Here is a 25,602-nt window from a genome sequence, read left to right as displayed (position 1 = left end):
TTTTTCATTCAGTCCTCTTACAACTATCTTTTGAGCTCTTTTAACAAACTCTGTAAATCCCGGAACGCTCAAACATCCTTCCTCCATAATCTCTTCACCCTCAGCATGAACAATTACAGGATTGATTAACTTTATCAGTTCCCCGCTCTCATTCTTTGGGCTTATGTCAGCAACAATTGCTTTCATTGATTTTCCTATTTGAGGAGCCGCAAGGCCAATTCCGGGGGCATTGTACATTGTTTCAACCATGTCATCAAGAAGCCTTTGAACCTCCTTGTCAACAATATCTACTTTATTTGCTTTCTTCTTTAAAATCGGGTTAGGGTACTGCAATATGTCAAAAAGCACTGTACTCTCCTAGAAAAAGTTCAATCCCTTCCTTTATTGCATCTAAATTTATGCAGGTATCCTTGCAATACCCAAAGGGCCTGTCATTGATAATTCCAAAAACAGACAAGGGGTAGGAATCAATTATTCCTGATATTAAATCCCTTTCACACGCCACTGCTATTACTGCTTTTGGCTTGATTTCTCCAAGAATTTTCCTTGCTTCAGTTCCTCCCTTTGCAAGGGATAACATGATTTTCCGGTTTATTCCAATCTCACAGAGTTCCTTGATTGTGCATTCTCCGCATTTTTCGCAATTGATAAGGTTATTTGCGAGCTTTATCCTGCAGTTTGAATTCTGAAGGCAATGGGGCAGAAGGAGAAGGAGTTCCTCAGGTTTCACCTTAATCCCTCTTAATCTTACAATACTGTTGTTAATATCTATCAATGACTGCTGTATTGTTTCCTTGGAGATATTGAGTATCCTGCCTGAAAGGATTATGAGGGGGAAAACTATTCTATGGTAAATTTTCTGGCTGAATGAAAAGCACGGGATGCGCCAGTTAAAGAAAAGCGCTGCAACAAGAAACAATATGATGACTCCAAAACTTCCTATGATTGCTGACAGAATCAGGTTGAAAATTGCAATGAACTTACCACTAAAAAACTGAGAATTCGTGAGCTTTACTATCCCAATGTCAACAATTACAAGCAGGGAAAGGGCAAAAAGCGTCAAGCCTACAAAAATCCCCCTGTTCTTTTCATTAATTCTTCCTTTTATTCCCACTTTTCCTTTTTCTCCGGAATTCAAAAGATTTTATCAAGAAAGGTATTGTATAGAAATAAAAAAAAACAATGAGCTTTGTCAAGGGAATAAGGGTTTGTTGCAGGTTTCTTTGCAAGATATTTTAACTAAATTAGTCTATTAAAGAGGGGAGGAAAAGGGTTTAATTTTAGAATCCGGCATAATGAAGGCAAGACAATGGAGAAACCTAAACATAATAGTGAGGGGCACAGAAAAAGACTTCGCAATAAGTTTTTAAACTCAGGGTTAAATAGTTTTCACGATTACGAGATTATAGAACTTCTTCTCACCCTTGGGACTCCGCGTAAGGATTGCAAAGAACCGGCAAAAGAAGCGATTAAAAAATTTAAAAGCTTAAGAGGTGTTCTTGAAGCTGATTTGTGTGAGCTTCAGGAGGTTAAGGGGATTGGTCATTACAATGCCTTTGGGATAAAACTTGTAAAGGAAGTGGCAGAGGAGTTGCTCAAAGAGAAGGTATCAGAAAAGCCTGTTATTACCTCTTCAAGAGACTTGTTTGATTATCTTTACTTGTCTATGCGTGATTTAAAAAGGGAAACATTTAAGGTAATTTTTCTTAATTCTAAAAACCGTATACTTGAGATTCAAAACCTGTTTGAAGGGACTCTGAATTCAAGCTCTGTTTATCCAAGGGAGGTTTTGAGCCTTGCAATGAGATATAGCGCAGCTTCGCTTATTTTTGTTCACAACCATCCTTCAGGAGACCCGCAACCAAGCGAGAAAGACAAGGAGGTTACAGGCGAGCTTGTTGCAGCAGGTAACATAATGAAGATTAGGGTCTTAGACCATATAATAGTAGGCGATAACCGCTACTACAGCTTTGCAGACGAAGGGTTGATAGAAAAATATAATCTTGAGTTTTTAAATAAAAAAAGGTGAAGGAATAGTTTTTAAAATATAGCGTAGATGAATGGTGCTAAGGCTGAGCCTTCAGTAAATATAATGAGAAGGCTTAAAAGCAGAAGAATTACGATTATGGGACCAAGCCACCACTTTTTCCTGACTTTCATAAAATCCCAGAGTTCGTAGAAGATTGAAATCTTTTCTTTGAAACTTTCCTTTGGACTCATGTGTTTTATTTATAACTTTTTTCTGACTTTCAGTCAATCAAAATTTTAATTTCAGATAAAGTTTTTCTGCAAGCTTTTTGCCTGACTCTGTTTTGAAGCTTTTTGTAATTATTTTTGATACTTTTTCTTTGTCAGCGCAGATGTTATCTTCTTCAATATTGACAATCAGGTCTGCATCCCAGATTATTTTAAAGTCGATGTTGTCAATCTTAGATTCTGTATGGTGTCCGCCAATTATGTAGCATACCCTGTCAATGACATCTTTTTCTATATTCATCTTTTCAAGAATCCCCCTTGCAATCGGAGGACCTTCGATTTCCTGATATTTTCCGGAATTTGAATTATATTTTCTTTCAGCCTCGTGGATTCCTATGTCGTGGAATACTCCGGAGAGCGTGACTGTTTTTGAAAAAAATGGATTATCTAAGTTTTCTGCATCAAGGATATCAAGCGCAAAATTAGTGACCTTTCTTGCGTGGCTTATTCTCCTTGTGTCAGAGCCAAAGTAATTCTCCATCTCTTTCAAGGATTCTTTTTTAAGCATACTGCACTTCCTGTTTTTAATGTCTTCCAGGTTCCAGAGCTTTCCCTTTTCTGACTGATGTTATATATGCCTCAAGGGCTATCATCTTTGGGTCATCATGCTTTAGCTGAGGTCCCTCAAGAGGATTCTGGATGCACCAGTTTATCATCTCGCGCAGGGTGGCAACTTTCTTCAACTGAGTCTGAAATTTGGGATAGGTTTCTGCATGGTTATTGGAGCCATCAGGGTGGCACATATCGCAGGAGATTCCATTTGTCCCAATGGATGAATCGTGAAAGGTCTTGTAGCCTTCATCAATTACCCTTTTTTCTTCACTCTCAAAGAGTTTAACTTCTCTCTGTTTATGCGGTTGCCCTCCGTGAGCTAAAAGTACCGCTCCTTTTCCTTCTTTAATATCCGGAAGAATAAAGGAGGCGTCATTTAAAACTATAACAGAGTTGTTTTCTGTGAGTTTAGCTATAACTTCCTGGTCACAGATTTCCATCAGACTCATCAGGAGATTGGCAACCGCCTGCGCTTTTTCTCTTGGCATTTTTTCACCTTCCTTAAAACCCTCAATATAAATTGTTTTCCTGCCATCACAGGATTTTACAGTCAGAAGATTTCCGGATTTTTCAAACTGTGCGGCAGTTGAGAGCAATAAAGAAAAAGCAGAAGTTAGCAGAATTAATATTGAGATTAATAAAAAATATTTTTTAGTCATGTCTGCCTCCAAAAAGTTTCTTTTATCAAACTTCCCACTTCCAAACCTTTTTCCCTGCCTGCCGGCAGGCAAGTAAAGGTGGCAATGAGAGGGTTATTAAACACTTGAATCCCTGACCCCTTTAACCCTTTATTTAGTAAGATGGTCCTGTTGTTTGGGACTCACTTCCCTTTGAAGCGCTCTCAAAAGTTATATCCATTTGGTTTCTGTCCCATAGATTGTAATGCTTGTTCACCTCACCGCCTGCCAGAACATCAACTCTTCCATCTCCACACCCGTCAAACTGATTAAACGGGTCAGCCCTGTCCATCTGAATGGTCAGGCTTGGAAGTCCCTGTGAAGGGTAGGGCCATGGCCAGGCAGTTGAAAGCAAGCCGTGAAATGTAATATTTTTTATCCTGTTTGTTAGAACCTGATGTGTATGGCCATGGATTACTGTAACCTTTTCAAAAGGGAATAAAATTTCCTGAACCTGCTCCGCATCATCAGTCCAGAAATTCCAGGGTCTGTAATACTTGTAAAGCGGCGAATGGGAAAATATTATTAGCGGAGTATCTTTAGTTATCTTTGACAGGTCCTGCTTCAGCCAGTTCCTCTGTTCCTCACCCACAGTAAAGGCTTCCCCCTTTGGATTGTCAAGCTGTGCCATTGCCTTCATCCGCTCCATTGGCGTCATTTTTGGAGCAGTCCAGTAATCTTTGACTATAACGCTGTTTAGAACCACAAAGTGGACACCCTTGTGGTCAAAAGAATATATATCTTTGCCAAACAGCTCTCTCCATTTTTCTCCCATATCAAAATACCAGTCATGTTCGCCAACCATCATGTGAATCTTTGCCTTTACACCAGAGAGGATTTCTTTTCCAAGCTTAAGCTCATCCATCTGGCCAAGCTGTGCTAAATCGCCTCCAAAAAAGACAAAATCAGGCTGTGGATTTAAAAAATTGACATCATCTACTGCTTTTTTTATTGCCTTGACAAAGCGGTGGTTTTCTTTTCCGGCATAAAGATGAGTGTCGGAGATATAGGCAAAGGTAAAGGGTTTGTTTTTATCCTTTCCATAAGCGACTTTTATCTGAAAAGGATTTACAAAGACGGATGCTGCGGCAGCTGCTGTGCCTGCTGCAATTTTTATAAAGTCTCTTCTTTTAATTCCTCGATTTCCGCTTTTTGTTTTCTGAGAATAGTTTTTATTCATTACTCAACCTCCCTTTTTTGTCTGATTTTCTAAGATTTTTATTTCGCCAGATTTTCTATTCCCTCGCTTGTTAACGATTTTAAAAATTCTATCAGGTCTGCCTTTTCTTCTTTTGCAAGGTCAAGCTGCCTCATTCCTCCGTCAAGGTTTGGATTGTTTATCCCGCCCTTGTTATAGAACTCTATCACATCATCAAGAGTTGCCTCGCTTCCATCGTGCATGTATGGCGCAGTAAGGGTAATGTTTCTTAATGTCGGTGTTTTAAATGCCCCTTTATCCTTGGAACTTTTTGTCACTTCGTAGCGGCCAAGGTCCGGGTCCGGTTTATCCATTCCAACGCCGATATTGTGGAACTTGTTGTCAGTAAATGAAGCGTAGGATTCAAGAAACTCATGGCATGTTATGCATCTCCCTTTGTTTTTAAAAACATCAATTCCTCTTTTTGCCGAATCACTCAGAGCTTTTTTATCATTTCCATACATGTATCTGTCAAACGGGGAATTTCCGGAAATAAGAGTTCTTTCATAGGAAGCAATCGCTTTTACTATGTTATCAACTGTTATACCATTCCCAAAGATATCCTGAAATTCTTTCAGGTATTCTTCTTTTTTTTTGAGTTTTTCAACCAGAGCCTCGTGGGAGATTCCCATCTCAACAGGGTTTGCAATAGGTCCCTTTGCCTGTTCCTCAAGGCTTTCAGCCCTTCCATCCCAGAACTGGAGGTCGTAAAAAACTGCATTTAATACCGAAGGGGCGTTTCTTTTTCCTTTTCCTCCTTTGACTCCGTCTGAGACTTTCTTGTTTTCAGCAAACCCGAGTTTCGGGTCATGGCATGTTGCGCAGCTAACAGTGTCATCAATTGAAAGGCGTTTATCAAAGTATAGTTTTTTCCCAAGTGCAACCTTTGAGATAGTAAGGAGACTGTCTTGCGGAATGTCAGGCTCTATTAAGCCTGAAGAAACTTTTAAATCGTATGGGCTATCTTTTTTTTCCTGAGCAGAAAGATTTAATGAAGAGATTAAAACTATTAGGAAAAGGAGAGCAAATGATAACTTTTTACAACTCATCAGCTTTACTCCTAAATTATAAATAAAAAATAGGCTCAAAGCAGAGTATTGTCAATAAGTTTTCTGTTTAATTTTTGTAAAAATTATTATCCCTGCCAATCAGGTTTTTCTGTTTTATGTAAACCATTTTATCAGGGTCTTTAACGGTATAGCCAATTCTTGAGGCGGCAACTCTGTACTTTTTTGCAATCCTGATTACCTTGTCTGCGTCTTTTTCGGGAACAACAACGCAGAAGCCGATTCCCATGTTGAATACCTTGAACATTTCTTCATCGCTAATGTTGGCTATTTTCTGGATTAGATTAAAGACCGGGTGCGGCTCCGGAAGGTTGTCTATTACATATCCTGTTTTTGCCTTTGCCCTTGCAAGGTTCAGCAGACCGTCGCTTGTTATGTTGCTGAGGGATTTAATTCTTACCCCTTTTCTTAGCATTTCCATTATTTCTCTGACATAGATGTGGGTTGGCTCAAGGAGTTCTTCTCCTATTGTCCTTCTCAGCTCAGGAAAATATTTATCAGCTTTAAACTTATTTTTTGCGAAAAATACATTTCTGGCGAGTGTCAGTCCGTTGCTGTGGACACCGCTGCTTCTGAGCCCGATTACAACTTCGTTTTCCTTAACATTCTGTCCAATATTTATCTTGTCAAGCGCTATTATCCCAACGCACATCCCGACAAGGTCAATCCCGTAACCCTTTTTTTCACCCTTGATTATTTCTTTAATCTGAGAAACCTCTCCTCCAACAATACTGACATTTGCAAGTTCTGCGCCCTTATAGAGTCCTTTTCCTATTTCCTCAAGCAACTCAGGCTTCGGGTCTTCAATGGCAATGTAGTCAAGCATTGAAATAGGCTCTGCACCAACACAGATGACATCATTGACATTCATGGCAATGCAGTCAATGCCGATTGTGTCAAACTTTTTCATCATCTGGGCAACAAGGACCTTTGTTCCAACTCCGTCGGTTGACAGAGCAAGCCCAAGGTTTGGGGCAATTTTAATGACATTGGCAAAATAGCCTATGTCAAGGCGGCTTGAGCCTATGGTTTTTCTGAGATTGAGGCTTTTCCCAACCCATTCCAAGAGCCTTCTTACACCTTCTTCTGCCTTATCCATGTCAACGCCGGCAGAAGCATAATTTTCCGCTGCTCTTTTTACCATAAAAACTTGCTCCTTGTTAATTATAATGGGCTAAAAGATTTTTTAAGTTCAAATGTCAAAATCCCTGCCTGACGGCAGGCAGGCAAATGACAAATCAAGTTCAAAAATATTCTCTCCAAATTTTGCAGTTCTTTCTTCTAAATCATATACTTTATCATTTGAACTTTGAATTTTATTTGAATTTTGAGCTTTGACATTTGGCATTAATTCACCTTTTATTAATCGGGGCGAGAGGATTCGAACCTCCGACCCCCTGCTCCCAAGGCAGGTGCGCTAAACCAGACTGCGCTACGCCCCGAATATAAAATCCCTTTTGAAAAACCTGTTAATAATAAAAACTTTTGGGAAAAATGCAAGGGAAAAAGAATATTTGGAATGGTTTGCTTGTTAATTTAGAGATACGAGAATCTTTTTGATATGAATTACTTAGTTCTTTTAAATACTTCTTCAGAAATGTAAACAGATGCAACTAATTGTTTTAAAAGGTCTATGCGCTTAATCTTGGTGAGTACGATCAAAGGAGATAAGTTACTTATTTTGGTGATAGTTAATATTCTAAGCTGATTTTTTTATAAAAGCAATCAACATGTTATATGCCTTTTACAAAATGTGTTTATTCTATGGTTGTCTGCACTGCTTATTAAATTTCTGGAAGTTGATACTTCGCAGCTCTGCTGTGGGGTAGTTCATTAATAGGAATTTCAGGAAAAAATGCAAGAAGAAAAAGTGATTAGGGGATGTCAGACTGTGTGAAAAGTCGATTTTTCGAAAATGCGAGTCAACAATACTCAATGTTTTTTCTGATTTGATTATTGCTTTGACAAGGGCTTAAACGTGCTATAATTTAAATAATAAATACAATAAGATAAAAGCAAATTTCAGAGGCAATCAGAAATAAGAATAAATTATGACAAAAAAAGAATTCATGAATTCTGTGAGTAATGACAAAGAAGACATTTTGCAGCAATTGCTGGATTTGCTTAATGATATGAAAATTGATTATTGTGTAATTGGCGGTTTAGCTGTCAATGCTTATGTTGAACCTGTAGTGAGTTTGGATTTAGATTTAGTTGTTGTTGCAGAAACAATAGATAGTTTGCTTAAAGCAGCAGAAAAAATCTTTAATATTGAAAGCTTCCCTCACCGTTTCAATCTTAACAGCACAAAGTCTGATTTGCGCTACCAGGCTTTTATACCTCGCTCTTCAATAAAAGAAACAATGGGGTATAAAATGAAAGTTGCGGATTTGGAGGATGTTTTACAAGGCAAAATATGGGAATATTCTGATGAACAGAGGCGAAAAAGTAAACGGCAAAAAGATTTAGCTGATATTTTTCGTTTAGTTGAAGCATATCCCCGCTTGAAAGAGAAGCTACCGGAATCATTAAAGAATGTTGAATTTATAAAGGTTTAAAAAAAATATGAGTTCAGATACCAGAGTCAAGGTTACAGACCGTTGCGCTAAACGGGTTCCTTCAGGGCATCTGTGGATATTTGATAATGAAATAAGAGATATTGGCGGAAGCTATTCCAACGGAGATATTGTTTCTGTTTTTGACAGCCGGGGGAATTTCCTTGCAAAGGGTTATATCAATGAGAATTCCAAAATAGCAATAAGAATTCTCTCGTTTTATGAAGAAGAGATTGGCAAGGAGTTTTTTAAAAATAGAATTGAAAATGCTTTAAACCACCGCCTCACACTTGGTTTTTCCTTGCAGGATTCTTTCAGAGTACTTTTCAGCGAAGGGGATTTGCTTCCGGGTCTCACTGTAGACAAATACAACAATATCCTTTCAGTTCAGTTTTCTACTTTTGGAATGGAGGTCTGGAAAAAAGAGATAATAGATATTCTGAAAGAGATATTCAGTCCACAGGCAATCATTGAGAGAAGCGATATTGAAGTAAGGGAAAAAGAGGGGCTTGAGCAGATTAAGAATGTTTTATACGGCAAGGCAGAAAAGACTGAGATAATATTTCAGGATGGCGTGCGTTTTGCTGTTGACCTTCTTGAAGGGCACAAAACTGGTTTTTATCTTGACCAGCGGGAAAACAGGAAATTCATCAAGCCCTTTGTTAATGGGAAAAGAGTGCTTGATGGTTTTTCTTATACAGGAGGTTTTTCACTCTATTCTGCCCTTTATGGGGCAAGTGAAATTGTAGCTGTTGAGGATTCAAAAAAGGTGATGGAAATGTTGAATGAAAATATCAGAATAAATAACCTTGAAAACAGAATAAAGGCAATAAAAGGAGATGCTTTTCAATGGATGCGCGATGCTTATAAAAATAATGAGCGTTTTGACTGCGTAATTCTTGACCCGCCGTCTTTTGTTAAAGCAAAGGGCGCAAAGGGAGGCGCTCTGAGGGGTTACAAGGATATTAACCTTCTCGGTTTGAAACTTCTTAAAGACAGAGGCTATTTGCTTACAGCATCCTGTTCGCAGAATGTATCAGAAAGTGAATTCCTGAACGTGCTGAATGATTCCGCAAAAGATGCAAAATGCCGGCTTCAAATAATTGAAATCCGCTCACAGTCCTCTGACCATCCGATTCTTTTATCTATGCCAGAAACACATTATCTGAAATTTGTAGTTGGGAGAAAGGTTGCAATGAGTTGACTTTATAAACTTAGCGAAAACATATTGATTCTGTAATCAAAATGTATTACAGTTGTAATATAAAAATATTACAATGATTATGGATATTGCAAGGCTATTTAGATCCAAAACACGAAAAGAATTATTTAGGCTTTATTTTACCAACCCTGAGCCTGAGTATTATCTCAGAGAGTTAGAACGTATTCTGAATATACCTGTTAGTATGGTTCGTAAGGAACTTATACATTTGGAAGAGAGCGGGATTTTTATATCAAGGAAAAAGGGCAACTCGGTTTACTATTCTGTAAATAGGTCCTATCCATTATTTGATGAATTCAAAAGTATTGTATCCAAAACTATAGGCATTCAGGGGTTGCTTAAAGATATTTTAAGTAAAATTAAAGGCATTGAGGTTGCTTTTATATATGGTTCTTTTGCTAAAAAAGAAGAAAATGCCAATAGTGATATTGATTTGTTTATTGTAGGTAAAATTGATGATTCAAAATTATTAAGAAAAATTAGAAAACTTGAAGAGATTTTGAAAAGAGAAATAAATTATAGCTTATTCACAAGAGATGAGTTTGGAAAAAAAATTAAAGTTAGGGATTCGTTTATTTTAGATCTTCTTGAGAACCCAAAAATATTTCTTGTAGGGGATAAAAATGATTTATGAGAAATTTATAGAAGAATGTCTGAGTAAGGGTCTATTAAAAAAACAGAAATGTGATTTTAAAACAATCGGGAAATTGATTCTACGCTTATACAAAGACTTGGATACTGCTAAAGCTCTTTTTATTTTGATATCTGCATATAAGTTAAATCGCTGTTAGGAGGTGGTGGGGTTTTCTCATAATATTGGCATAGAGAAAGGTATGTTTTTGAAGGACTATCTTGATTATCCATATCAAGCGTTTTTTGAAAGCAGGCTTTTGCATCAGAAAATTTAAAGTCCAGAAACAGGGCAAGTCCTGTTTCAAACATTTTGATTAAATCAAGCCGTTCTCTGCTGACCTCATCTCTGAAGCCTATCAGTTCATACACCTCAAGAGGCTTCTCTCTTCCTTTAAGCACAACCCTTGCAAGTCTGCGAAAGACAAATCTTCCCGGCTGAGTTTTTTCTGCGTCAATACAGGTGCTGTGTGATACTATTATTCTTGTTCCAAAATCCTTGTTCAGTGGCTCTAAACGGGCAGCTGTATTCACCTCAAGCCCAAGCACAGTGTAATCCAGAATTTCTTTTGAGCCCATATTCCCCACAGTCATCTCTCCTGTATTTATTCCAATACGGGCATTAAGCAGAGGTTTTTTTTCTTTGCCCCACTCCTCCCTTAGCCGTTTTAATTCCTTCTCCATTAAAAGTGCTGTTTCGCAGGCAAGCGATGCGTGGTCTTTTTGCTCATGCGGCGCATTCCAGAATGCCATCACTGCATCGCCGATAAATTTGTCAAGCGTTCCATTTGTCTGCATTATGCACTGCACCATACCTGAGAGATACTCATTCAGAAGCGGACCTATCTCATCAGGCGGCAGTTTTTCAGACAAGGAGGTAAAATTTTCCACATCAGAAAAAAGAACAGTCATATATTTTCTCTCACCTCCAAGCCTAAGCTTTTCAGGCGATATGAGTACCTCCTCAAGAACTGCAGGAGCAATATAGTGGCCAAAGGCTGTTTTAATATAGTTTTTCTCTTTGAATTCAAGAGCGTATTTAAGCAGGAGTGTTGCAAGATATGTAGCTGCCATTGCAACAACAGGGCTTACAATAGAAAGAACAATACCCTTTTCAAAAAGCATCCAGTGAATGCCTAAAGCAGAACAGGCTATCAGCGCAACAATAAAAAACCCGCGGTATGGTCCTATAAAACGGCTTATCAGAGCAATTGCTGAGGCAAGAAAGAAGATGTATAGTTTTTCAAAAAAGCTGTTTAAAGGATACAAAAACTTTTTGGATAGGATATTGTCTATTATATTGGCGTGTATCTCTATTCCAGGGGTTACAGGGCTAAAGGGTGTTGCCCTTAGGTCTGTAAGCCCTGCAGCAGATGCAGATACAAGGACTATCTTGTCTTTGAATGTTCCTTTCTCAAGTGGCGGCTTCATTCCTGCCATGACAAGGTCCTTTGAAGCAAGCACATAATCGTAGGGGATGTATGTGTAGAATGATTGGTATATTTCTTTGCCTGTTTTGTCCTTTCTGATTTTACCCCCCTGATAATAAATCATTGCACTGCCATCAGAAAGAAGAGGGAGGATTGAACCTCCTATAAACATACTGCCTTTATCTGCTCTGATTGAATCAAGGGGAATATCTTTTGTATATGCTGCAATGAGAATTGGCAGAAAAGGATAAGCTTTTTTCCTGTCTTTAAAAAAAAGGAAAGGGTAGAATTTTCTGATTGTACCATCATTATCAGGAAAGACATTTATATAGCCGACCCCGCAGGAAACAACCGCAAGCTCTTCAAAAGGAATTGTTGCATTAAAATACATGCGTGAATTACAGGATTTAGAGACTGAAAGAGCTGATTTTGAAAGAATTGACTTGATATTTGCTGAAGAACTTTTCTCAGCCTCTAAACCGCGCTTATGCAAGAGGTCATCTTCATCAACATAGAACACCATAGACTGAAAAATATTGATAGCCTGCTTAACTGAAGAAACAAAAGCAAGGTCACTTGTTTCCAGCATCAAGGAATCAATCTGTCGGAGGAGTTCATTCCGTACCTCTGGTATGTCTGCATTCTGTGCAAATGTGCGAAGTTCATCAATTACTTTTGAATCTATTTCTTTTCTGACAGCGCGCTCAGAAAAGATAATGTCAAAGCCAATGGCTTTTGCGCCATCGCTCTTGAGGTATTCTATTACCTCTCCATGCACAGACCTTGGCCAGGGCCATCTACCATAAATAGGCTCAAGCCTTTTTATGGATTCCTCAGAAATATCAAGGATAATGATATCCTGTGTTCTGCTCGTGGGATTCGCATAAAAGCGGTAGCGCGCATCCAGAGTTTTATTTTCAAAAGAAGATAAATGTTCCCCGGGGTCAAGAAAGATTAGAACAGAGACTATAAGCGCTATTGCAAGGGAGTATATTACTTCCTGTCCTCTTTTAATTTGCCTCTCCCGCCTTCAATATGACAATTAAAACAAAAATCCCAACCCTTGCCTTCCTTATCAAGTATTGGCATGGCTGATTCTGCTTTATCAGGTGCAGGCGCATCGCCCTTTATGGCAAGGATTGTTCCTTTTGAAACCTGAACTGTCTTCCCATCTTTTAAGGTAGCTGTTACATCTCCTATGCAGGTGCAGACACAAACATCAAGCGTTCCCCTGCCATAGAAAACCGAGAATTTTGTGCCTCTTATGCCTGCAGTTGCAAGCGATGATGTTATTGATGCCTTTGCTCCTTTAGCAAGATTGGCTTTCATCCAGACTGCGCCTCTTGGCAAATCTGCATTAAAATCCTTTTCCTGTTTTCCAAGTTCAATCTCAGAATCAGGCCCAATTACAAAACGCCCTATATCAGGAAGCTCAACAATAGCCAGAGCCATTTTATCAGTTCTTAATCTGTCTCCTAAAGAAACCTCAGCATCTTTTTTAATCTCTTTCCATGCTTGGTCAGACAAACGCTCAAGTTTGCCCATTCTTACTTCTGCGACTTTGCCCTTCTTTGCTTCTGCGCTGACAGGGTTATTCACAAGGAAATAGACAGATAAGAGAAAAATTGAAAAAACAATTGCTGTCAAAATCCTGCATTTTGGTTTCTTGAATTTGTACATGGGGGCACCTCCATTGGTTTGTTGATGATGCAATAATGCATTAAACTCCTAATCTTTAATTTGTATGCTATATATCTTGTCTTGGTAAGCAATACAAGTTTGTTTAATAAATTATAACATTTCTTTTTAATATTTTGTCAAGAAGTTTGTAACTTATAAATTTGCTGTATGCTGAAAGCTGACGGCTGTTTTTTTACAAATCAAAGACTTTGCCGGGGTTCATGATATTTTGCGGGTCAAAGGCTTTTTTGATACGTTTTAGAAGCTCAAGCTGGGCGGGTTCAATTGCCATTTTAAGGTAGGATTTCCTGATTGCTCCGATTCCGTGTTCTGCGGCAATTTTCCCGCCGAGTGAGAGTGCTTTTTTAAAGATTTCCTTGCAGATGTCAGGATATTTTTTTAACCAAGTTTCCTCATCAAATTTTCCGGGAAACATTATAACGTGGATATTTCCATCGCCTGCATGTCCAAAGCAGGCAGCTTCAAAACCAATTCTCTTTTTCAGTTGATTAATTTCGTGCACAAACAGAGGTATCTGCATTCTTGGAACTACCGGGTCCAAACTTCTGGAGAGAGGGCTTCTTGCATTGCCAGCCTCAAACATGCACCGTCTGAACTCCCAGAGGCGCTGTTGGTTTGTGCTGCCGTGGGAGACAAGTATATCTTCTGCTCCGTTCCTGCCGCAGATTTCTCCAATTACCTCAGTTTCTCTTGTGAGGTCTTTTTTGTCATTGCCGTGAAGAGTGATAATCAGATGCGCTCCAGCATCAGGGAATGGCGGTTCGCGTTTTAAGAATTCCTTTCCAAGATTAATTGATTCATTGTCCATGAGTTCAAGGCATGAGGGGACTACGTGGTTTCTGATAAGTTCTGCAACGCTTTTTGATGCATCATCAACAGAGGAATATACAACAAGAAGGTCAGCCCTTTCAGGAGGAAGAGGGACAAGGCGCAGGATTGCCTTTGTAATAATTCCAAGGGTTCCCTCTGAGCCAACAAAAAACTGGGTGAGATTATACCCTGTTGTGTCCTTTACAACCTTACCGCCCACTTTTATTATCTCACCATCAGGAAGCGCTACTTCCAAACCGCAGACATAATCCTTTGTTGTTCCGTACTTGACCGCGTGGGGACCTCCTGCACCCTCTGCTATGTTTCCACCAAGGCTGCAACTGTCAATGCTTGCAGGGTCAGGGGGATAAAAGAGTTTCTGTTCTTCAACAGCCCGGTGAAAGTTTCCTGTAATTATGCCGGGCTCAATTACTGCCATAAGGTTGCCACTATCAATTTCAATTATCTTATCCATCCTCTCTGTGGAGATAACAATGCCGCCGCATACTGGAACAGCGCCACCGCTCAGACCATAACCAAGCCCTCTTGGAGTGACTGGGATTTTGTTCTCATTGGCAAACTGAACAGCCCTTTGAACCTGCTCTGCATTTTTTGCTTTTACAACAGCCTCAGGATAGGATTGAAGCCCTGCAGTCTGGTCTTTTGAATAGGGTTCAAGTGCATCTTCTGAGGAGAAAACAGTGTCTTCCCCGAGCTCTTTTTCAAGGGAGTCAAGGAGTTTATCTGTGAGCTTGGTGTACATATTGAAATTTGGATATGATTATTAACAAGTTACCAATAATTTTAAAGGGAGACTAAAGCCTGAGGTAACTTTTATAGTCAGCTATCAGGATTCTGTTTTTTAAAGCAGAGCAAGGCTCTGCCTGTCTACCGCAGGCAAGCAGCTACTTTTCCTGCAGCATCTCTCGTGCTATGACAATGCGTTGTATCTGGTTTGTGCCGGCAAATATCTGGGTTATCTTTGCATCCCTCATCATTCTTTCAACAGGATACTCTCTTGTGCATCCATAGCCACCTAAAATCTGTACAGCATCTGTGGTTACCTTCATTGCTACATCAGAGGCATAGGTTTTACACATCGAGGAGTAAAGAGTTGCGTCAGGAGTTTTTGCTTCTGCCTTTAAAGCTGCCTGATAGAGCAAAAGGCGGGCTGTTTCTACCTGTATTTTCATGTCTGCAAGCATGAACTGGATTGCCTGAAAATCGGCTATGGGTTTTCCGAATTGCACTCTTTCTTTTGCGTAATTTGTTGAATATTCAATAGCACCTTCAGCGACTCCAAGTGCAAGGGATGCTGCTATGGGCCTTTCCTTGTTCAGGCTTTGCATGGCAAGGATAAACCCTTTTCCCTCTTCGCCCATAAGCTGGTTTTTGTGGATTTTGCAGTCCTGAAAAATCAAATCTCCTGTTACTGAACCTCTTGCGCCGAGTTTATCCTCTTTTCTTCCAATTGAAAAGCCGGGCGTTTCTTTTTCAACTATGAAGGCGCTTATCCCTTTTGCCTTTTTATTTTCCTGCGAAGTCCTTGCAAAAACAACATAGAGGTCAGCAACGCCTGCGTTTGTAATCCATCTTTTTTCGCCATTGAGGATATAATAATCGCCGTCTTTAACAGCCTTTGTCTTCAGCGATGCAAGGTCTGAGCCTGCATCAGGCTCGCTCATTGCTATTGCTGAGAGGAGTTCGCCTGCGGCAAGTTTCGGGAAGTATTTTTGTTTTTGCTCCTCTGTTGCCATGAGGTCCATCGGAAAGGAGCCAAGGCAGTGGGTTGCAACAATCATTGCGCAGGACATATCAGCCTTTGCAATCTCCTCAACTACCTTGCAGAGCACAATAAGACTTTCGCCTAAACCATCATATTCCTTTGGCAAAGGAAGGGCAAGGAGCCCTTCCTTTGCAAATATCTTCATTATCTCATAGGGATATTCCCCTTTTTTATCTATCTCAGTTGCCTGCGGTTCGACTACATCCTTTGTGATTTTCCTGACTGTCTGAAGTATAGCTTCCTGTTCTTCGTTTAATGAAAGATTTAAAATCTCCGTAGTCATTTTTTTTGTTCCTCAATAAAAGGGTTCAAGGGTTCGAGGATTCAAGGGTTCGAGGGAAATTTAAGATTTTAATATTTCTATTTCACTTGACCCCTCGACCACTTGACACCTTTAACCCTATTCATCATAACTATCAATCATCTTGACAAAAGTATGTTTTGGGCTTATATCAAGCGTCCGTTTGGATATAGGTTTAAATTTTAAAAGTCAAGTATTTTTGAACTTATGATTACAGAGATTTTAAAAGAATTACACAGAACAAAAAAACTTTTTATCTAAACCCCTATAGGATTTTTCAATGGCAAAAAAAATTTTAGATTACATATTTTATCCTGAAAGCGTTGCCCTTGTTGGTGCTTCAAACAGCGAGGGGAAAATCGGCTATTTCTACATGAAAAACCTCGTAGATGACTTCAGGGGAAAGATTTTTCCTGTTAACCCAAATGAGGAAACTGTCCAGGGGCTTAAATCATATAAATCAATTAAAGAGATTCCTGATGCAGTTGACCTTGCGGTAATTGTAGTGCCGACAAAAGCTGTTCTTGAGGTAATTGAGGACTGCGCACACAAGGGTGTAAAAGCTGCCCTTGTTACAACATCAGGGTTTGGAGAGGTAGGAAAAGAGGGGAAAGAGCTTGAAAACAGGATGCTTGAAATTGCGCGAAAAGGGAGAGTTAAAATAATTGGTCCCAATTCGTTTGGACTTAGAAACTGCAATGTGGGTCTTAATGCAACCTTTGCCTTTGAAGGAGCAAAAGAGGGTGGAGATATCTCATTTCTTACACAGAGCGGTGGAGGCGGTGAGGCAATATATGTTCAGGCAAAAGATACAGGTTTGAGATTTGCAAAGTTTATTGTCTGCGGAAATAAAAGCGATCTTGAAGACTATGAGGTAGTTGAATATTTTGGTGATGACAAAGAAACAAAAGTCATCTGCCTGTTCCTTGAAGCAATAAAGGAAGGAAAAAGATTTTTTGAAGAGACAAAAAAAGTTGCTCTTAAAAAGCCGGTAGTTGTATCAAAAATAGGAAGGACAGAGGGAGCTGCAAGGGCAGCATCTTCCCATACAGCAGCGCTTGCCGGTGATTTCAAGGCATATGAAACAGCCTTCAGGCAGTCAGGCGCAATATACGCAAGAAACACCCTTGAGCTGATGGACATTGTCAAGGGTCTTGACTGGCAGCCGCTTCCAAAAGGGAACAGAGTCGGCATAATCACAGCCTCAGGCGGATTTGGCGTTGAACTTACAGACCTGTGCGAGGAACACGGGTTGAAAATTCCTGAGCTTTCAGAAAAGACACAGGCAAAAATCAGACCTCACATTCCCTCCTATGCGAGCGCAAAAAACCCTGTTGATATGACTCCTGTATGGGCTCAGTTTGAAAAAATAATGGAAGTTACCATTGAAGAGTTTTATAAAAGCAGGGAGATAGACATTATTGTTCCGATTATTGTCCTTCGCGCAACAAGGATGAAAGAGGTTCTTGAATCAGTCAGGGATGTGATTCTGAAATGCCAGAAGGAGATAAAAAAGCCTACTTATATTTGCTGGATATCCCTTAAGGATTCTTTGCGCAACAAGGAAATTTTTGAAGATGCAAAGATACCCTGCTTTGAATGGACAGAAAGGGTTGCAAACGCAGCAAGCGCAATCTATGGTTATTCAAAATTTTTGCAGAAAAGGGGAGTTGATATAAAAAATATGTAGGGACAGAGCTTGCCTCTGTCCGCAAGCGGCTTCCCTCTCCCCACTGGGGAGAGGGACCAGGGTGAGGGGAAAAAGAAAAGACCCCCTCTCCTTAATCCTCTCCCTCAAGGGGAGAGGAGATTTACAGAAAGAAGACAGTATACTGTGGGAAACAAAGAAAAGGTAAAGGAAATTTTTAATAAGGTTAAGGCTGAAAACAGAAGCTATGTGCTTGAGCATGAGGCAAAGGAGGCTTTGAGTCTTTACGGGATTAATGTGACCAAAGAAACAGTCTGTAAAACCTCTGAGGAGGCTGTAAAGGCAGGAGAAAAAATCGGTTTCCCTGTTGTACTCAAGGTGGTTTCGCCTGATGTTGTCCACAAAACCGATTCAGGCGGAGTTATTGTTGGCGTAAAAAGCGAGCAGGAGCTTGAAAAAGGATTTAACCAGATTATTGAGAACCAGAAAAAATTCAATCCAAAGGCAATAATAAAAGGTATTTCAGTCCAGGAAATGGCAAAGGGGGAGGAGATAATAATCGGCTCTGTTAAAGACCCTCAGTTCGGTCCAATGGTGATGTTAGGGATTGGTGGAATATTTGTTGAGATATTCAAGGATGTCTCCTACAGGCTTATTCCAATAGAGAAGATAGATGCAGAAGAAATGCTTTCTGAATTAAAGGGCTATCCCCTTCTTTGCGGGGCAAGGGGAAGAGAAAAAACTAATCTTGAGAGCATTAAGGAAACCCTTCAGAATGTGTCAAAGTTTCTGCTTGATTTTGATGAAGTAAAGGAGATGGATTTAAATCCAATCTTTGTGAATAAAGAAAGAGCCACTGTTGCTGACGCAAGAATCTTTATCTAAATTCTCTACAGAAACACCCTCTTCTTTATCCCCTCCCATCAAGGGAGGGGAATAAAGATTGAACCTCTAATCATTTCCCTCTCCCCTTGTGGGAGAGGGTTAGGGTGAGGGGGATTCTCAGAGAAAAATATTTTTTATGAAAAGAAAATATTTTTTAAATCTTCTCATTTCTGTCTTTCTATTTTCATCCCTTAACGCATTTGCCCTAACCCCAAAACCTGTTATAACTGCATTTAAGCCTGCAAGCGTAATTCAGGGAAGTGAAAATCAGCAGGTAATAATACGAGGAAGGGGGTTTATTGAGGGGTTAACAGTTTCATTTAAAAATGATGGAATCACTGTAAACTCCGCAGAGGTTCTTTCTGCAAGCAGGATTAAGGCAACAATCACAGTTTCTTCAACAGCAAAGACAGGTTATGTAAAGGTAGTAATAATCCTTCCTGACACCAGAAAAGCAGTAAGCAAGAAATTTCTTGTAAAAAAGAAACCTTCTGAACAACCTATTACCTTTAAGATTAAAAATAATGAAACAACCCTAAGCTGGGATAGCAAAGGGTTTGCTTTTGCCAGAATAGATTTTGTTCAGGGGAATAAGAGCATTGCTAAAATTGTTGAAAACAGCTCTTTATTAACCCTTTCAAAGGAGCTTATTTATAATTTTAATACAGAAACTTGGGAAACAGACTATACGCAGTTTCAGGATTTTGTTGCAGGAGAAAATCTTCAGATAAATCTTTCCTTAAGCAATAGCAGAAACACAGATTATCAGAATATTGGTTCAATTACTGCAAAGGCTTTAATCCATAGATTTGATACTATTGAAAGCAGTCAAATATCGCTTACATCATCATTTCCTGACCAGGTGAATAAAGGCGGCAAGATAAATCTTTCAGGCAAGGCATTAGCTGATTTCAGGGCAGATGTGTCAATAAAGCTTCCAAGCAAATTTGTTGAAAATGTAAGGATGACTACATCAGGAACAATAAAGGATGAATATTTTGGACCAAAACTTCCTAAAGGCTCAGATTTCACTCTTTCTTATAATTTTCAGGATGAAGGAGTTTATATAATTGAAATAAACGGCTATGCCGGTTCGGCGTCTCTTAACAGGCCTGTTTATGTTGGAGCTGGTATTCCTATTGTTCCCCTTGATAACTATTTCCCAAAATTTGATGGCAGTTTTGACCTTGCTACTTTTAGGCAGGAATGGTTGGCGTTGATAAATGAAGAAAGGGAGTCAGTTGGTTTGAATGCGGTAACACTTGACCCGATTCTCAACAAGGCAGGACAAGGACATACAAATGATATGAAAGCAAATAATTATTTTGGCCATATAAATCCGCAGGGAGAGGGTCCTCAGCAAAGGGCAGAGGCTGAAGGGATTCCTGAAGGAGGGGTTGTTGGAGAAAACTTGAGCTGGGGCAACAGTGTTTTGGGAATGCATGTTGGGCTTGAGGAAAGCCCTGCGCATGAGGCAAATATTCTTAACCCGAAATGGTCAAGAGTCGGGCTTGGAATTACGCTGACTGATGATGGAATGCTGATTGGCGCGCAGGAGTTTGGAGCATATCCAGGAGATATGCCCCTTGCAGTTGATACCTTTGAGGATAACGGGATAATCCTTGATAACTCTCTTCCTACTTCGTATTCCAAGAATGAAACAGTCTTGATAAGCGGAACAGTAACTAAACCAGGCAATAGAGTAGTAATGTTTTTTATAGATGAATCTAATCCTGATAATAGAATTAAATTTTATGCTGATATTACTGATGGAAAATTTACTGCCTCAGTAGAGTTCACATCAGACCAGGTAGGAAACTACAATGTTGGTATGGTTATTGATTCAGGGCAAAGCTATATTTATCCCATAATTGTCAAAAAACTTGCTATGCCAAAACTTTTCCCTGTCAGGGTTTATTAGAGATTTCTGAAAAAGACTTTGTCCTTTTCAGAAATCTACCAATTGCTTATGGTTTATAGCTTCAGATTGATTTAATATATTCTGTTAATATACGGACAACTCTTCGTCTGATGGTTCAACTGTCCTGCTATGATTTAGATTGTTTATCTCTGTTTAGTAACAACCTGATAAACTTATTTACGAGCTGTTTCCCCTTGACAGAATTGATTTTTCCCTGTTTATAGTGTGAAAAAAATCTGGAGGAATTGTTATGCCATACAGGGATGTGAGAGAGTTTATAAAAAGGCTTGAAGATGAAGGAGAGCTTGTGAGAGTAAAAGCCGAGGTTGACTGGGACCAGGAACTTTCAGCGGTTTTTGTCCGGGCGAGCAAAGAGAAAAACAGGGCAATTCTTTTTGAAAAAGTAAAGGGTTCCGGGTTTCCTGTTTTAATAGGGCAGCTGACATCTTCAAAAAGAGTTGAGCTTGCCTTTGAGAGAAACAGCAGAGAGCTTGATGATGAGATTGAAAATCTTTTGAATATTCCAAGAAACGATTTCCCGCCTGTAATTGTTGAGAGAGGAAAATCTCAGGAAGTTGTGCTTACAGGTGATGATGTTGATTTATTAAAATTCCCTGTTCCAAAGTTTAATCCAAAAGAAGGCGGAAGATATATTACTGCCGGAGTTTCAATCAGCAAAGACCCTGAGACAGGTGCGCGGAATGCAGGAATTTACAGGATGATGGTGAGGGATAAGAACGAGATTAATGTCAATTTTGGTTTTCCAAACCGCCATATGCTCAGGCATTTTCAAAAGAGAGAAAAAGAGGGAAAGCCTCTTGATGTTGCAGTTGTGATTGGGTGTGACCCTGCTGTGTGGCTTTGCGCTGCGCTTCCGCTTGCAGGGAAAATTGATGAAGTAGCGCAGGCAGGCGCTGTCAGAGGAAAGGCAGTTGAGATGGTGAAGTGCAGGACTGTTGACTTGGAAGTTCTTGCAGACGCAGAGATAGTTCTGGAGGGCGAGCTTCTGCCAAACACAAAAAAACCTGAGGGTCCCTATGTGGATTTTCAGGGCTACTATACAAAGGTCAAGGATAATTATGTGATAAGAATAAAGTGCATAACACACAGGAAGGATGCAATTTTTGAGACAAGCATGACCGGGCAGACTCCTGAGGGTGAGATGGAGGTTTACAGGTATCTTTTAAGCAAACAGCAGAAGGCGCAGCTTAAAAAGGCACTGCCGCAGATTGTTGACTTTACCTTTGACTCAGCAAGCATGGGGCATATCTATGTTGTTTCAGTCAGGAAAGAGAAACCGTTTGTTGCAAAGGAGATAAACGAGAAAATCTGGACCTTCCCGTGGAGCATAATGATAAAGATGCTGGTTGTTGTTGATGAGGATATTGATGTTAATGACCCTTCGCAGGTTATGTGGGCTTTGGCAACAAGGGTTGATTTTGAGAAAGACATTATTCTTAATCCAAAACTTCAGGGTCCCAGCTTTGATGTTGCAACAGCAGGAAGGCAAAGTGTTGCAAAGGTTACAATTGATGCTACAATGAAACTTCAGGAAGAAGGGTATCCTGCAAAATTTCCTGAGCCGGGAAAATCATCAAAGGAGATTATTGAAAAGGTAATGAAGAGGTGGGGGGAATACGGGATTAGGTAATTTTTTTTAATGTCTTTGAGATACCTGCTTGCCGGTCATTGCGAGGAGCGAAGCGACGTGGCAATCTCATTAACAACCATTTCCTTTATTGTCATAATTATTATTTGATTTTTATACTGCATTATACCACTAAGGGCAATACAAATTTTGGGTTGTTTTAATTGACATATGACTAATTGTATTGTAAATTTTTATTGAATATTTTGAATATTATAGCAAAAATGAGAGGAATAATAAGATATGGCTGACTATATACCTCGCCTTGATAAGACACGGCTGAATGTTTCTTCCCTCAATGATATAATGGAGGAGAAAGAGTATTGGTTATCCCAAAAACAGGTCGACCGTTTGAACGCAATTGAGATCAATCGACGGATGGTGTATGGCACAAATCGAACTTCATCCAGACTTCAAAGACTTCTTGAGATTGCTGAACTTCAACGGAGTTGAGTACCTTATTGTGATCTTAAGGCCAACAAACGAGCATGTGGCAGGCATAAGGATTTGGAGGACATAGAACATTTGCCATAACAATTGCACTAACAGCGTTCCCCTTTAAACCCCAAGACTTCTGAGAAATAGGAAATAAAAAAAACCGTCAGGCTGTCCCAAAATGCGCATTTTTTGAAAACTCGTTTCTTGGAATGGCAATAACATACTCAATAACGGACAATTTTGTTTTATGAGTGTTATTTCATTTGGCTCCCACAACATTAATTGAACTCTTGACTTTTTAACTAATTAAAACTATTTGTTAAGTTCAGTTTGGCTATGATTTATAAAATCTTGGAGACAGACATAAAAGTTTATTTTTGGAGGAAGACAGATGATTGATTCAACGACAAGAGTTCAGGATGCTCTCCAGATTGCAATTCAGAGAGAAAAAATCGCTTATGAGTTTTACAAGAAGGCGTCTAAAGTTGTAGATGACCCCGGGGCTAAGAAAATGTTCTCATTCCTTGCTGAAGAAGAGGCAAAGCATGTCAGAATGCTTGAAGAGGAATATGAAAAGAATATATTGCAGGAAATGTGATGCTAAATAAGGATTTGCATTGAAAAAATAATTTAAAACAGTATTAAATCAATAGACGGAAGGTTCAATTTCTGAAAGAGAGGTGATTGAAAATGTTAGATAAAGTGCAGGCTGTTATAGATAAGATAAGGCCAAAGCTACAGATGGATGGCGGGGATATAGAGCTAATAGGTATTGAGGACAAAAAGGTGAAGGTTAAGCTCATAGGAGCGTGTGCCGGATGCCCCGGAGCGCAGATGACCCTGAAAATGGGAGTTGAAAGGGCAATAAAAGAAGAAGTTCCCGAGATTGAGGAGGTTGTTTCAGTTTAAAAATTCTTTTATAGGTTTTCGATTACGGGGACTGCAAACAGAACCCTGATACGCAGGTTAAAGCTTGTGGCTGCAAATACTGGAGGGTTTGATTATTAATCTTTGTAGTCATAAGTACAGGGTTTTCTATAAAATTTTTGGAATTGTAATAGGATTTTGATGGCAGAAGAAAAGATGGAAAAAAAACGCAGAAGGCTTGTAATCTTTGCTCACAGCAGTACCTTTGACAGGCTTTATCAGACTGCTACTATTGCTGTAACAGCAGCGGCAATGGGAGAGGAAGTTTATGTGGTTCTGTTTTTTGAGGCTTTAAAGAAGTTTGTTGAGGGGAAGACAGACATAGAAGATATGTCTGCGGAGTTTCAAAATAATGGTAAGGATGTGTACCAGAAGATGAAGGCAATGAATCCTAACTCAATAACTGAAATGATTGATACGGTTAAGAGCCTTGGAACATTAAAATTTTTAGCCTGCAGTGCAAATGTGGAATTCATGGGTCTGAGAAAAGAGGAAGTCCTTAAGAAAGTAGATGAAATAACAGGTTTGCCATCAATATTAAAGCTTGCATCTGATGCGGATACAAAGCTTTATATTTAGAGGGTTCAAGGGGTTAAGGAGTGGAAGTGATGAAACGGAAGGTTTATATGGATTATGCCTCAACTACGCCTGTAAGGGCTGAAGTTGCAGATGCAATGATACCATTTATAAGAGAAGATTTTGGTAATCCCCAAAGTCTTCATAACTTCGGCGATAAACCAAAGCAGGCAGTTGATGAAGCAAGAGCGAAGGTTGCAGGGTTGATAGGCGCTTTGCCTGAGGAAATCTATTTTACATCTTCAGGGACAGAAAGCGACAACTTTGCCTTAAAGGGAATTGCTCTTGCCCATCAGAAAAAGGGCAGGCATATAATAACCTCACAGATTGAGCATCACGCGGTTTTGTATTCAGCAAAGAGTCTGGAGAAACAAGACTTTGAAGTTACTTATCTTCCTGTTGATAAATTTGGAATGGTTGACCCTCAGGCAGTAAAATCAGCAATAAAAAAGGATACAATACTTGTCTCAATTCTTCATGCTTCAAACGAGATTGGGAGCATTGAGCCAATTGGAGAAATAAGCAAAATTGTAAAAGAGACCGGAATTATTTTTCATACCGATGCTGTTCAGACAGCAGGAACAATTCCTGTAAATGTCAATGAGCTTGGGGTTGATTTGCTTAGTCTTGCGGCACATCAGTTCTACGGTCCAAAGGGGATAGGAGCAATTTATATCAGAAAGGGAGTAAGGGTTACTCCTTTTATTGATGGAGGAATTCAGGAAAATGGCAGAAGAGCCGGTACTGAGAATGTTGCCGGAATTGCTGGAATGGGTAAAGCCTGTGAACTTGCAAAGGAAGAGATTCCGGGAAGAGTAAAAAAAATGACTGCGCTGAGAGATAAATTTATAAATGGTATTCTTTCGAAGATTGGCCACGCATATCTGAATGGTCATCAAATAAAAAGGCTTCCGGGTAACGTTAATATTTCTGTGGAGTATGTAGAAGGCGAGTCAATGCTTTTATTCCTGGATATTGACGGGGTTGCTGCTTCCAGTGGTTCAGCGTGTACATCAAGAGCGCTTAAAGCCTCTCATGTTTTGACTGCAATGGGAGTTGCTCCTGAGATAGCCCAGGGCTCGCTTCTTTTCAGCCTTGGTGCTGAAAGCAGTGATGAAGATGTAGATTATATCTGCCAGATACTGCCTCCCATTGTTGAGCGGCTCAGAAAGATGTCTCCTCTTTATGAAGAAGCCAAGATGATGAAATGAGTAAAACAGCTATAAGCTGTAAAAAAGAAACTAATCAAAAGTATTAAAGTTTTAAAAGTAAAGTCTTAAAATTTTAAAAAAGTTTACAACTTACAACTTATAGCTTACAGCTATAAAAAAGAATTTAGGATTTACATAGTTTTAGGGATTTAATTTAGACTTT

Annotated in this window: 25 protein-coding genes and 1 tRNA gene (1 of these 26 running past the window's edge); 13 read left to right on the top strand and 13 right to left on the bottom strand. The window is 39.4% G+C overall.

Translation table 11 applies throughout. The annotated features are described in order from the left end of the window. Together A3H37_01800 and A3H37_01795 are read right to left on the bottom strand one after the other, a co-directional pair. On the bottom strand, positions 1-348 hold the 5' portion of the coding sequence (locus A3H37_01800; protein OGL49741.1) for a peptide deformylase. It extends 156 nt beyond the left edge of the window; the window shows 348 of its 504 coding nt (coding positions 1-348); its start codon is at positions 346-348; the stop codon falls past the left edge of the window. Next, positions 338-1,138, bottom strand: coding sequence for a hypothetical protein (locus A3H37_01795; GenBank protein OGL49740.1), 801 nt, complete (start codon positions 1,136-1,138; stop codon positions 338-340). Before A3H37_01795 ends, A3H37_01800 begins: the two co-directional genes overlap by 11 nt. A gap of 171 nt (positions 1,139-1,309) precedes the next feature. Here A3H37_01795 and A3H37_01790 point away from each other — a divergent pair, with 171 nt between their 5' ends. Further along, the gene (locus A3H37_01790; protein ID OGL49739.1) at positions 1,310-2,029 is read left to right on the top strand and encodes a hypothetical protein; all 720 of its coding nucleotides are present in this window, start codon (positions 1,310-1,312) and stop codon (positions 2,027-2,029) included. A gap of 11 nt (positions 2,030-2,040) precedes the next feature. Here the strand turns inward: A3H37_01790 and A3H37_01785 are convergent, their stop codons facing one another. The 7 genes from A3H37_01785 to A3H37_01755 form a co-directional block, all read right to left on the bottom strand. Continuing rightward, on the bottom strand, positions 2,041-2,220 hold the full coding sequence (locus tag A3H37_01785; GenBank protein ID OGL49738.1) for a hypothetical protein: 180 nt from the start codon (positions 2,218-2,220) through the stop codon (positions 2,041-2,043). Between the two features lie 37 nt (positions 2,221-2,257). Continuing rightward, a complete protein-coding gene (locus tag A3H37_01780) occupies positions 2,258-2,764 on the bottom strand; it encodes a phosphohydrolase (protein ID OGL49737.1) in 507 nt (168 codons plus the stop codon). 16 nt (positions 2,765-2,780) lie between these two features. Then, positions 2,781-3,539 (bottom strand): hypothetical protein, encoded by a 759-nt coding sequence (locus A3H37_01775; GenBank protein ID OGL49736.1) that lies wholly within the window; start codon positions 3,537-3,539, stop codon positions 2,781-2,783. A gap of 61 nt (positions 3,540-3,600) precedes the next feature. Further along, positions 3,601-4,665 (bottom strand): serine/threonine protein phosphatase, encoded by a 1,065-nt coding sequence (locus tag A3H37_01770; protein ID OGL49735.1) that lies wholly within the window; start codon positions 4,663-4,665, stop codon positions 3,601-3,603. A 38-nt stretch (positions 4,666-4,703) separates the two neighbouring features. Continuing rightward, the gene (locus A3H37_01765; protein OGL49734.1) at positions 4,704-5,732 is read right to left on the bottom strand and encodes a hypothetical protein; all 1,029 of its coding nucleotides are present in this window, start codon (positions 5,730-5,732) and stop codon (positions 4,704-4,706) included. A gap of 67 nt (positions 5,733-5,799) precedes the next feature. Continuing rightward, complete coding sequence (locus A3H37_01760) at positions 5,800-6,894, bottom strand: phosphoribosylformylglycinamidine cyclo-ligase (GenBank protein OGL49733.1); 1,095 nt, start codon at positions 6,892-6,894, stop codon at positions 5,800-5,802. Between the two features lie 222 nt (positions 6,895-7,116). Then, positions 7,117-7,192 (bottom strand) — tRNA-Pro (locus A3H37_01755). 609 nt (positions 7,193-7,801) lie between these two features. On the opposite strand from A3H37_01755, the gene A3H37_01750 reads away from it, so the two are divergent. From A3H37_01750 to A3H37_01740, 3 genes are all read left to right on the top strand, one after another. Continuing rightward, positions 7,802-8,308 (top strand): hypothetical protein, encoded by a 507-nt coding sequence (locus A3H37_01750; protein ID OGL49732.1) that lies wholly within the window; start codon positions 7,802-7,804, stop codon positions 8,306-8,308. Between the two features lie 7 nt (positions 8,309-8,315). Then, on the top strand, positions 8,316-9,509 hold the full coding sequence (locus A3H37_01745; GenBank protein OGL49731.1) for a hypothetical protein: 1,194 nt from the start codon (positions 8,316-8,318) through the stop codon (positions 9,507-9,509). Positions 9,510-9,594: 85 nt separating this feature from the next. After that, positions 9,595-10,161, top strand: coding sequence for a hypothetical protein (locus A3H37_01740; protein OGL49761.1), 567 nt, complete (start codon positions 9,595-9,597; stop codon positions 10,159-10,161). 119 nt (positions 10,162-10,280) lie between these two features. Here A3H37_01740 and A3H37_01735 read toward each other — a convergent pair whose 3' ends face one another. From A3H37_01735 to A3H37_01720, 4 genes are all read right to left on the bottom strand, one after another. After that, entirely contained in the window at positions 10,281-12,365 is a 2,085-nt protein-coding gene (locus tag A3H37_01735) for a hypothetical protein (GenBank protein OGL49730.1), read from the bottom strand. Positions 12,366-12,580: 215 nt separating this feature from the next. Further along, on the bottom strand, positions 12,581-13,267 hold the full coding sequence (locus A3H37_01730) for a hypothetical protein (protein ID OGL49729.1): 687 nt from the start codon (positions 13,265-13,267) through the stop codon (positions 12,581-12,583). Between the two features lie 193 nt (positions 13,268-13,460). After that, positions 13,461-14,861: a hypothetical protein gene (locus tag A3H37_01725; protein ID OGL49728.1), complete on the bottom strand. Its 1,401-nt coding sequence runs from the start codon at positions 14,859-14,861 to the stop codon at positions 13,461-13,463. Between the two features lie 142 nt (positions 14,862-15,003). Further along, entirely contained in the window at positions 15,004-16,167 is a 1,164-nt protein-coding gene (locus A3H37_01720; GenBank protein OGL49727.1) for an acyl-CoA dehydrogenase, read from the bottom strand. 310 nt (positions 16,168-16,477) lie between these two features. Between A3H37_01720 and A3H37_01715 the strand changes: the two genes are divergently transcribed. The 9 genes from A3H37_01715 to A3H37_01675 all read left to right on the top strand — a co-directional run bounded on the left by A3H37_01715 (position 16,478) and on the right by A3H37_01675 (position 25,439). After that, on the top strand, positions 16,478-17,875 hold the full coding sequence (locus A3H37_01715; GenBank protein ID OGL49760.1) for a hypothetical protein: 1,398 nt from the start codon (positions 16,478-16,480) through the stop codon (positions 17,873-17,875). Positions 17,876-18,019: 144 nt separating this feature from the next. After that, complete coding sequence (locus A3H37_01710) at positions 18,020-18,718, top strand: acetyl-CoA synthetase (protein OGL49759.1); 699 nt, start codon at positions 18,020-18,022, stop codon at positions 18,716-18,718. 136 nt (positions 18,719-18,854) lie between these two features. Then, positions 18,855-20,639, top strand: coding sequence for a hypothetical protein (locus A3H37_01705; protein ID OGL49726.1), 1,785 nt, complete (start codon positions 18,855-18,857; stop codon positions 20,637-20,639). A gap of 250 nt (positions 20,640-20,889) precedes the next feature. Further along, entirely contained in the window at positions 20,890-22,290 is a 1,401-nt protein-coding gene (locus A3H37_01700; GenBank protein ID OGL49725.1) for a hypothetical protein, read from the top strand. Between the two features lie 240 nt (positions 22,291-22,530). After that, positions 22,531-22,740, top strand: coding sequence for a hypothetical protein (locus tag A3H37_01695; protein ID OGL49724.1), 210 nt, complete (start codon positions 22,531-22,533; stop codon positions 22,738-22,740). Between the two features lie 376 nt (positions 22,741-23,116). After that, on the top strand, positions 23,117-23,323 hold the full coding sequence (locus A3H37_01690; GenBank protein ID OGL49723.1) for a hypothetical protein: 207 nt from the start codon (positions 23,117-23,119) through the stop codon (positions 23,321-23,323). Positions 23,324-23,415: 92 nt separating this feature from the next. Beyond that, a complete protein-coding gene (locus tag A3H37_01685; GenBank protein ID OGL49722.1) occupies positions 23,416-23,634 on the top strand; it encodes a hypothetical protein in 219 nt (72 codons plus the stop codon). A gap of 159 nt (positions 23,635-23,793) precedes the next feature. Continuing rightward, positions 23,794-24,231: a hypothetical protein gene (locus A3H37_01680; protein OGL49721.1), complete on the top strand. Its 438-nt coding sequence runs from the start codon at positions 23,794-23,796 to the stop codon at positions 24,229-24,231. A gap of 29 nt (positions 24,232-24,260) precedes the next feature. Continuing rightward, a complete protein-coding gene (locus A3H37_01675; protein OGL49720.1) occupies positions 24,261-25,439 on the top strand; it encodes a cysteine desulfurase NifS in 1,179 nt (392 codons plus the stop codon). Positions 25,440-25,602 lie beyond the last annotated feature (163 nt).

Source organism: Candidatus Schekmanbacteria bacterium RIFCSPLOWO2_02_FULL_38_14, from assembly GCA_001790855.1.
Classification (GTDB): domain Bacteria; phylum Schekmanbacteria; class GWA2-38-11; order GWA2-38-11; family GWA2-38-11; genus 2-02-FULL-38-14-A.
Note: the sequence above shows the minus strand (reverse complement) of the source record. Positions and strands in the feature narration are given on the sequence as shown.

Excerpts from the sequence above, each read along its gene's own strand:
- A3H37_01790 (OGL49739.1), top strand. The coding sequence starts at position 1,310 with ATGGAGAAACCTAAACATAATAGTGAGGGGCACAGAAAAAGACTTCGC.
- A3H37_01785 (OGL49738.1), bottom strand. The coding sequence starts at position 2,220 with ATGAGTCCAAAGGAAAGTTTCAAAGAAAAGATTTCAATCTTCTACGAA.
- A3H37_01780 (OGL49737.1), bottom strand. The coding sequence starts at position 2,764 with ATGCTTAAAAAAGAATCCTTGAAAGAGATGGAGAATTACTTTGGCTCT.
- A3H37_01770 (OGL49735.1), bottom strand. The coding sequence starts at position 4,665 with ATGAATAAAAACTATTCTCAGAAAACAAAAAGCGGAAATCGAGGAATT.
- A3H37_01765 (OGL49734.1), bottom strand. The coding sequence starts at position 5,732 with ATGAGTTGTAAAAAGTTATCATTTGCTCTCCTTTTCCTAATAGTTTTA.
- A3H37_01760 (OGL49733.1), bottom strand. The coding sequence starts at position 6,894 with ATGGTAAAAAGAGCAGCGGAAAATTATGCTTCTGCCGGCGTTGACATG.
- A3H37_01750 (OGL49732.1), top strand. The coding sequence starts at position 7,802 with ATGACAAAAAAAGAATTCATGAATTCTGTGAGTAATGACAAAGAAGAC.
- A3H37_01745 (OGL49731.1), top strand. The coding sequence starts at position 8,316 with ATGAGTTCAGATACCAGAGTCAAGGTTACAGACCGTTGCGCTAAACGG.
- A3H37_01730 (OGL49729.1), bottom strand. The coding sequence starts at position 13,267 with ATGTACAAATTCAAGAAACCAAAATGCAGGATTTTGACAGCAATTGTT.
- A3H37_01725 (OGL49728.1), bottom strand. The coding sequence starts at position 14,861 with ATGTACACCAAGCTCACAGATAAACTCCTTGACTCCCTTGAAAAAGAG.
- A3H37_01720 (OGL49727.1), bottom strand. The coding sequence starts at position 16,167 with ATGACTACGGAGATTTTAAATCTTTCATTAAACGAAGAACAGGAAGCT.
- A3H37_01705 (OGL49726.1), top strand. The coding sequence starts at position 18,855 with ATGAAAAGAAAATATTTTTTAAATCTTCTCATTTCTGTCTTTCTATTT.
- A3H37_01700 (OGL49725.1), top strand. The coding sequence starts at position 20,890 with ATGCCATACAGGGATGTGAGAGAGTTTATAAAAAGGCTTGAAGATGAA.
- A3H37_01695 (OGL49724.1), top strand. The coding sequence starts at position 22,531 with ATGGCTGACTATATACCTCGCCTTGATAAGACACGGCTGAATGTTTCT.
- A3H37_01690 (OGL49723.1), top strand. The coding sequence starts at position 23,117 with ATGATTGATTCAACGACAAGAGTTCAGGATGCTCTCCAGATTGCAATT.
- A3H37_01685 (OGL49722.1), top strand. The coding sequence starts at position 23,416 with ATGTTAGATAAAGTGCAGGCTGTTATAGATAAGATAAGGCCAAAGCTA.
- A3H37_01680 (OGL49721.1), top strand. The coding sequence starts at position 23,794 with ATGGCAGAAGAAAAGATGGAAAAAAAACGCAGAAGGCTTGTAATCTTT.
- A3H37_01675 (OGL49720.1), top strand. The coding sequence starts at position 24,261 with ATGAAACGGAAGGTTTATATGGATTATGCCTCAACTACGCCTGTAAGG.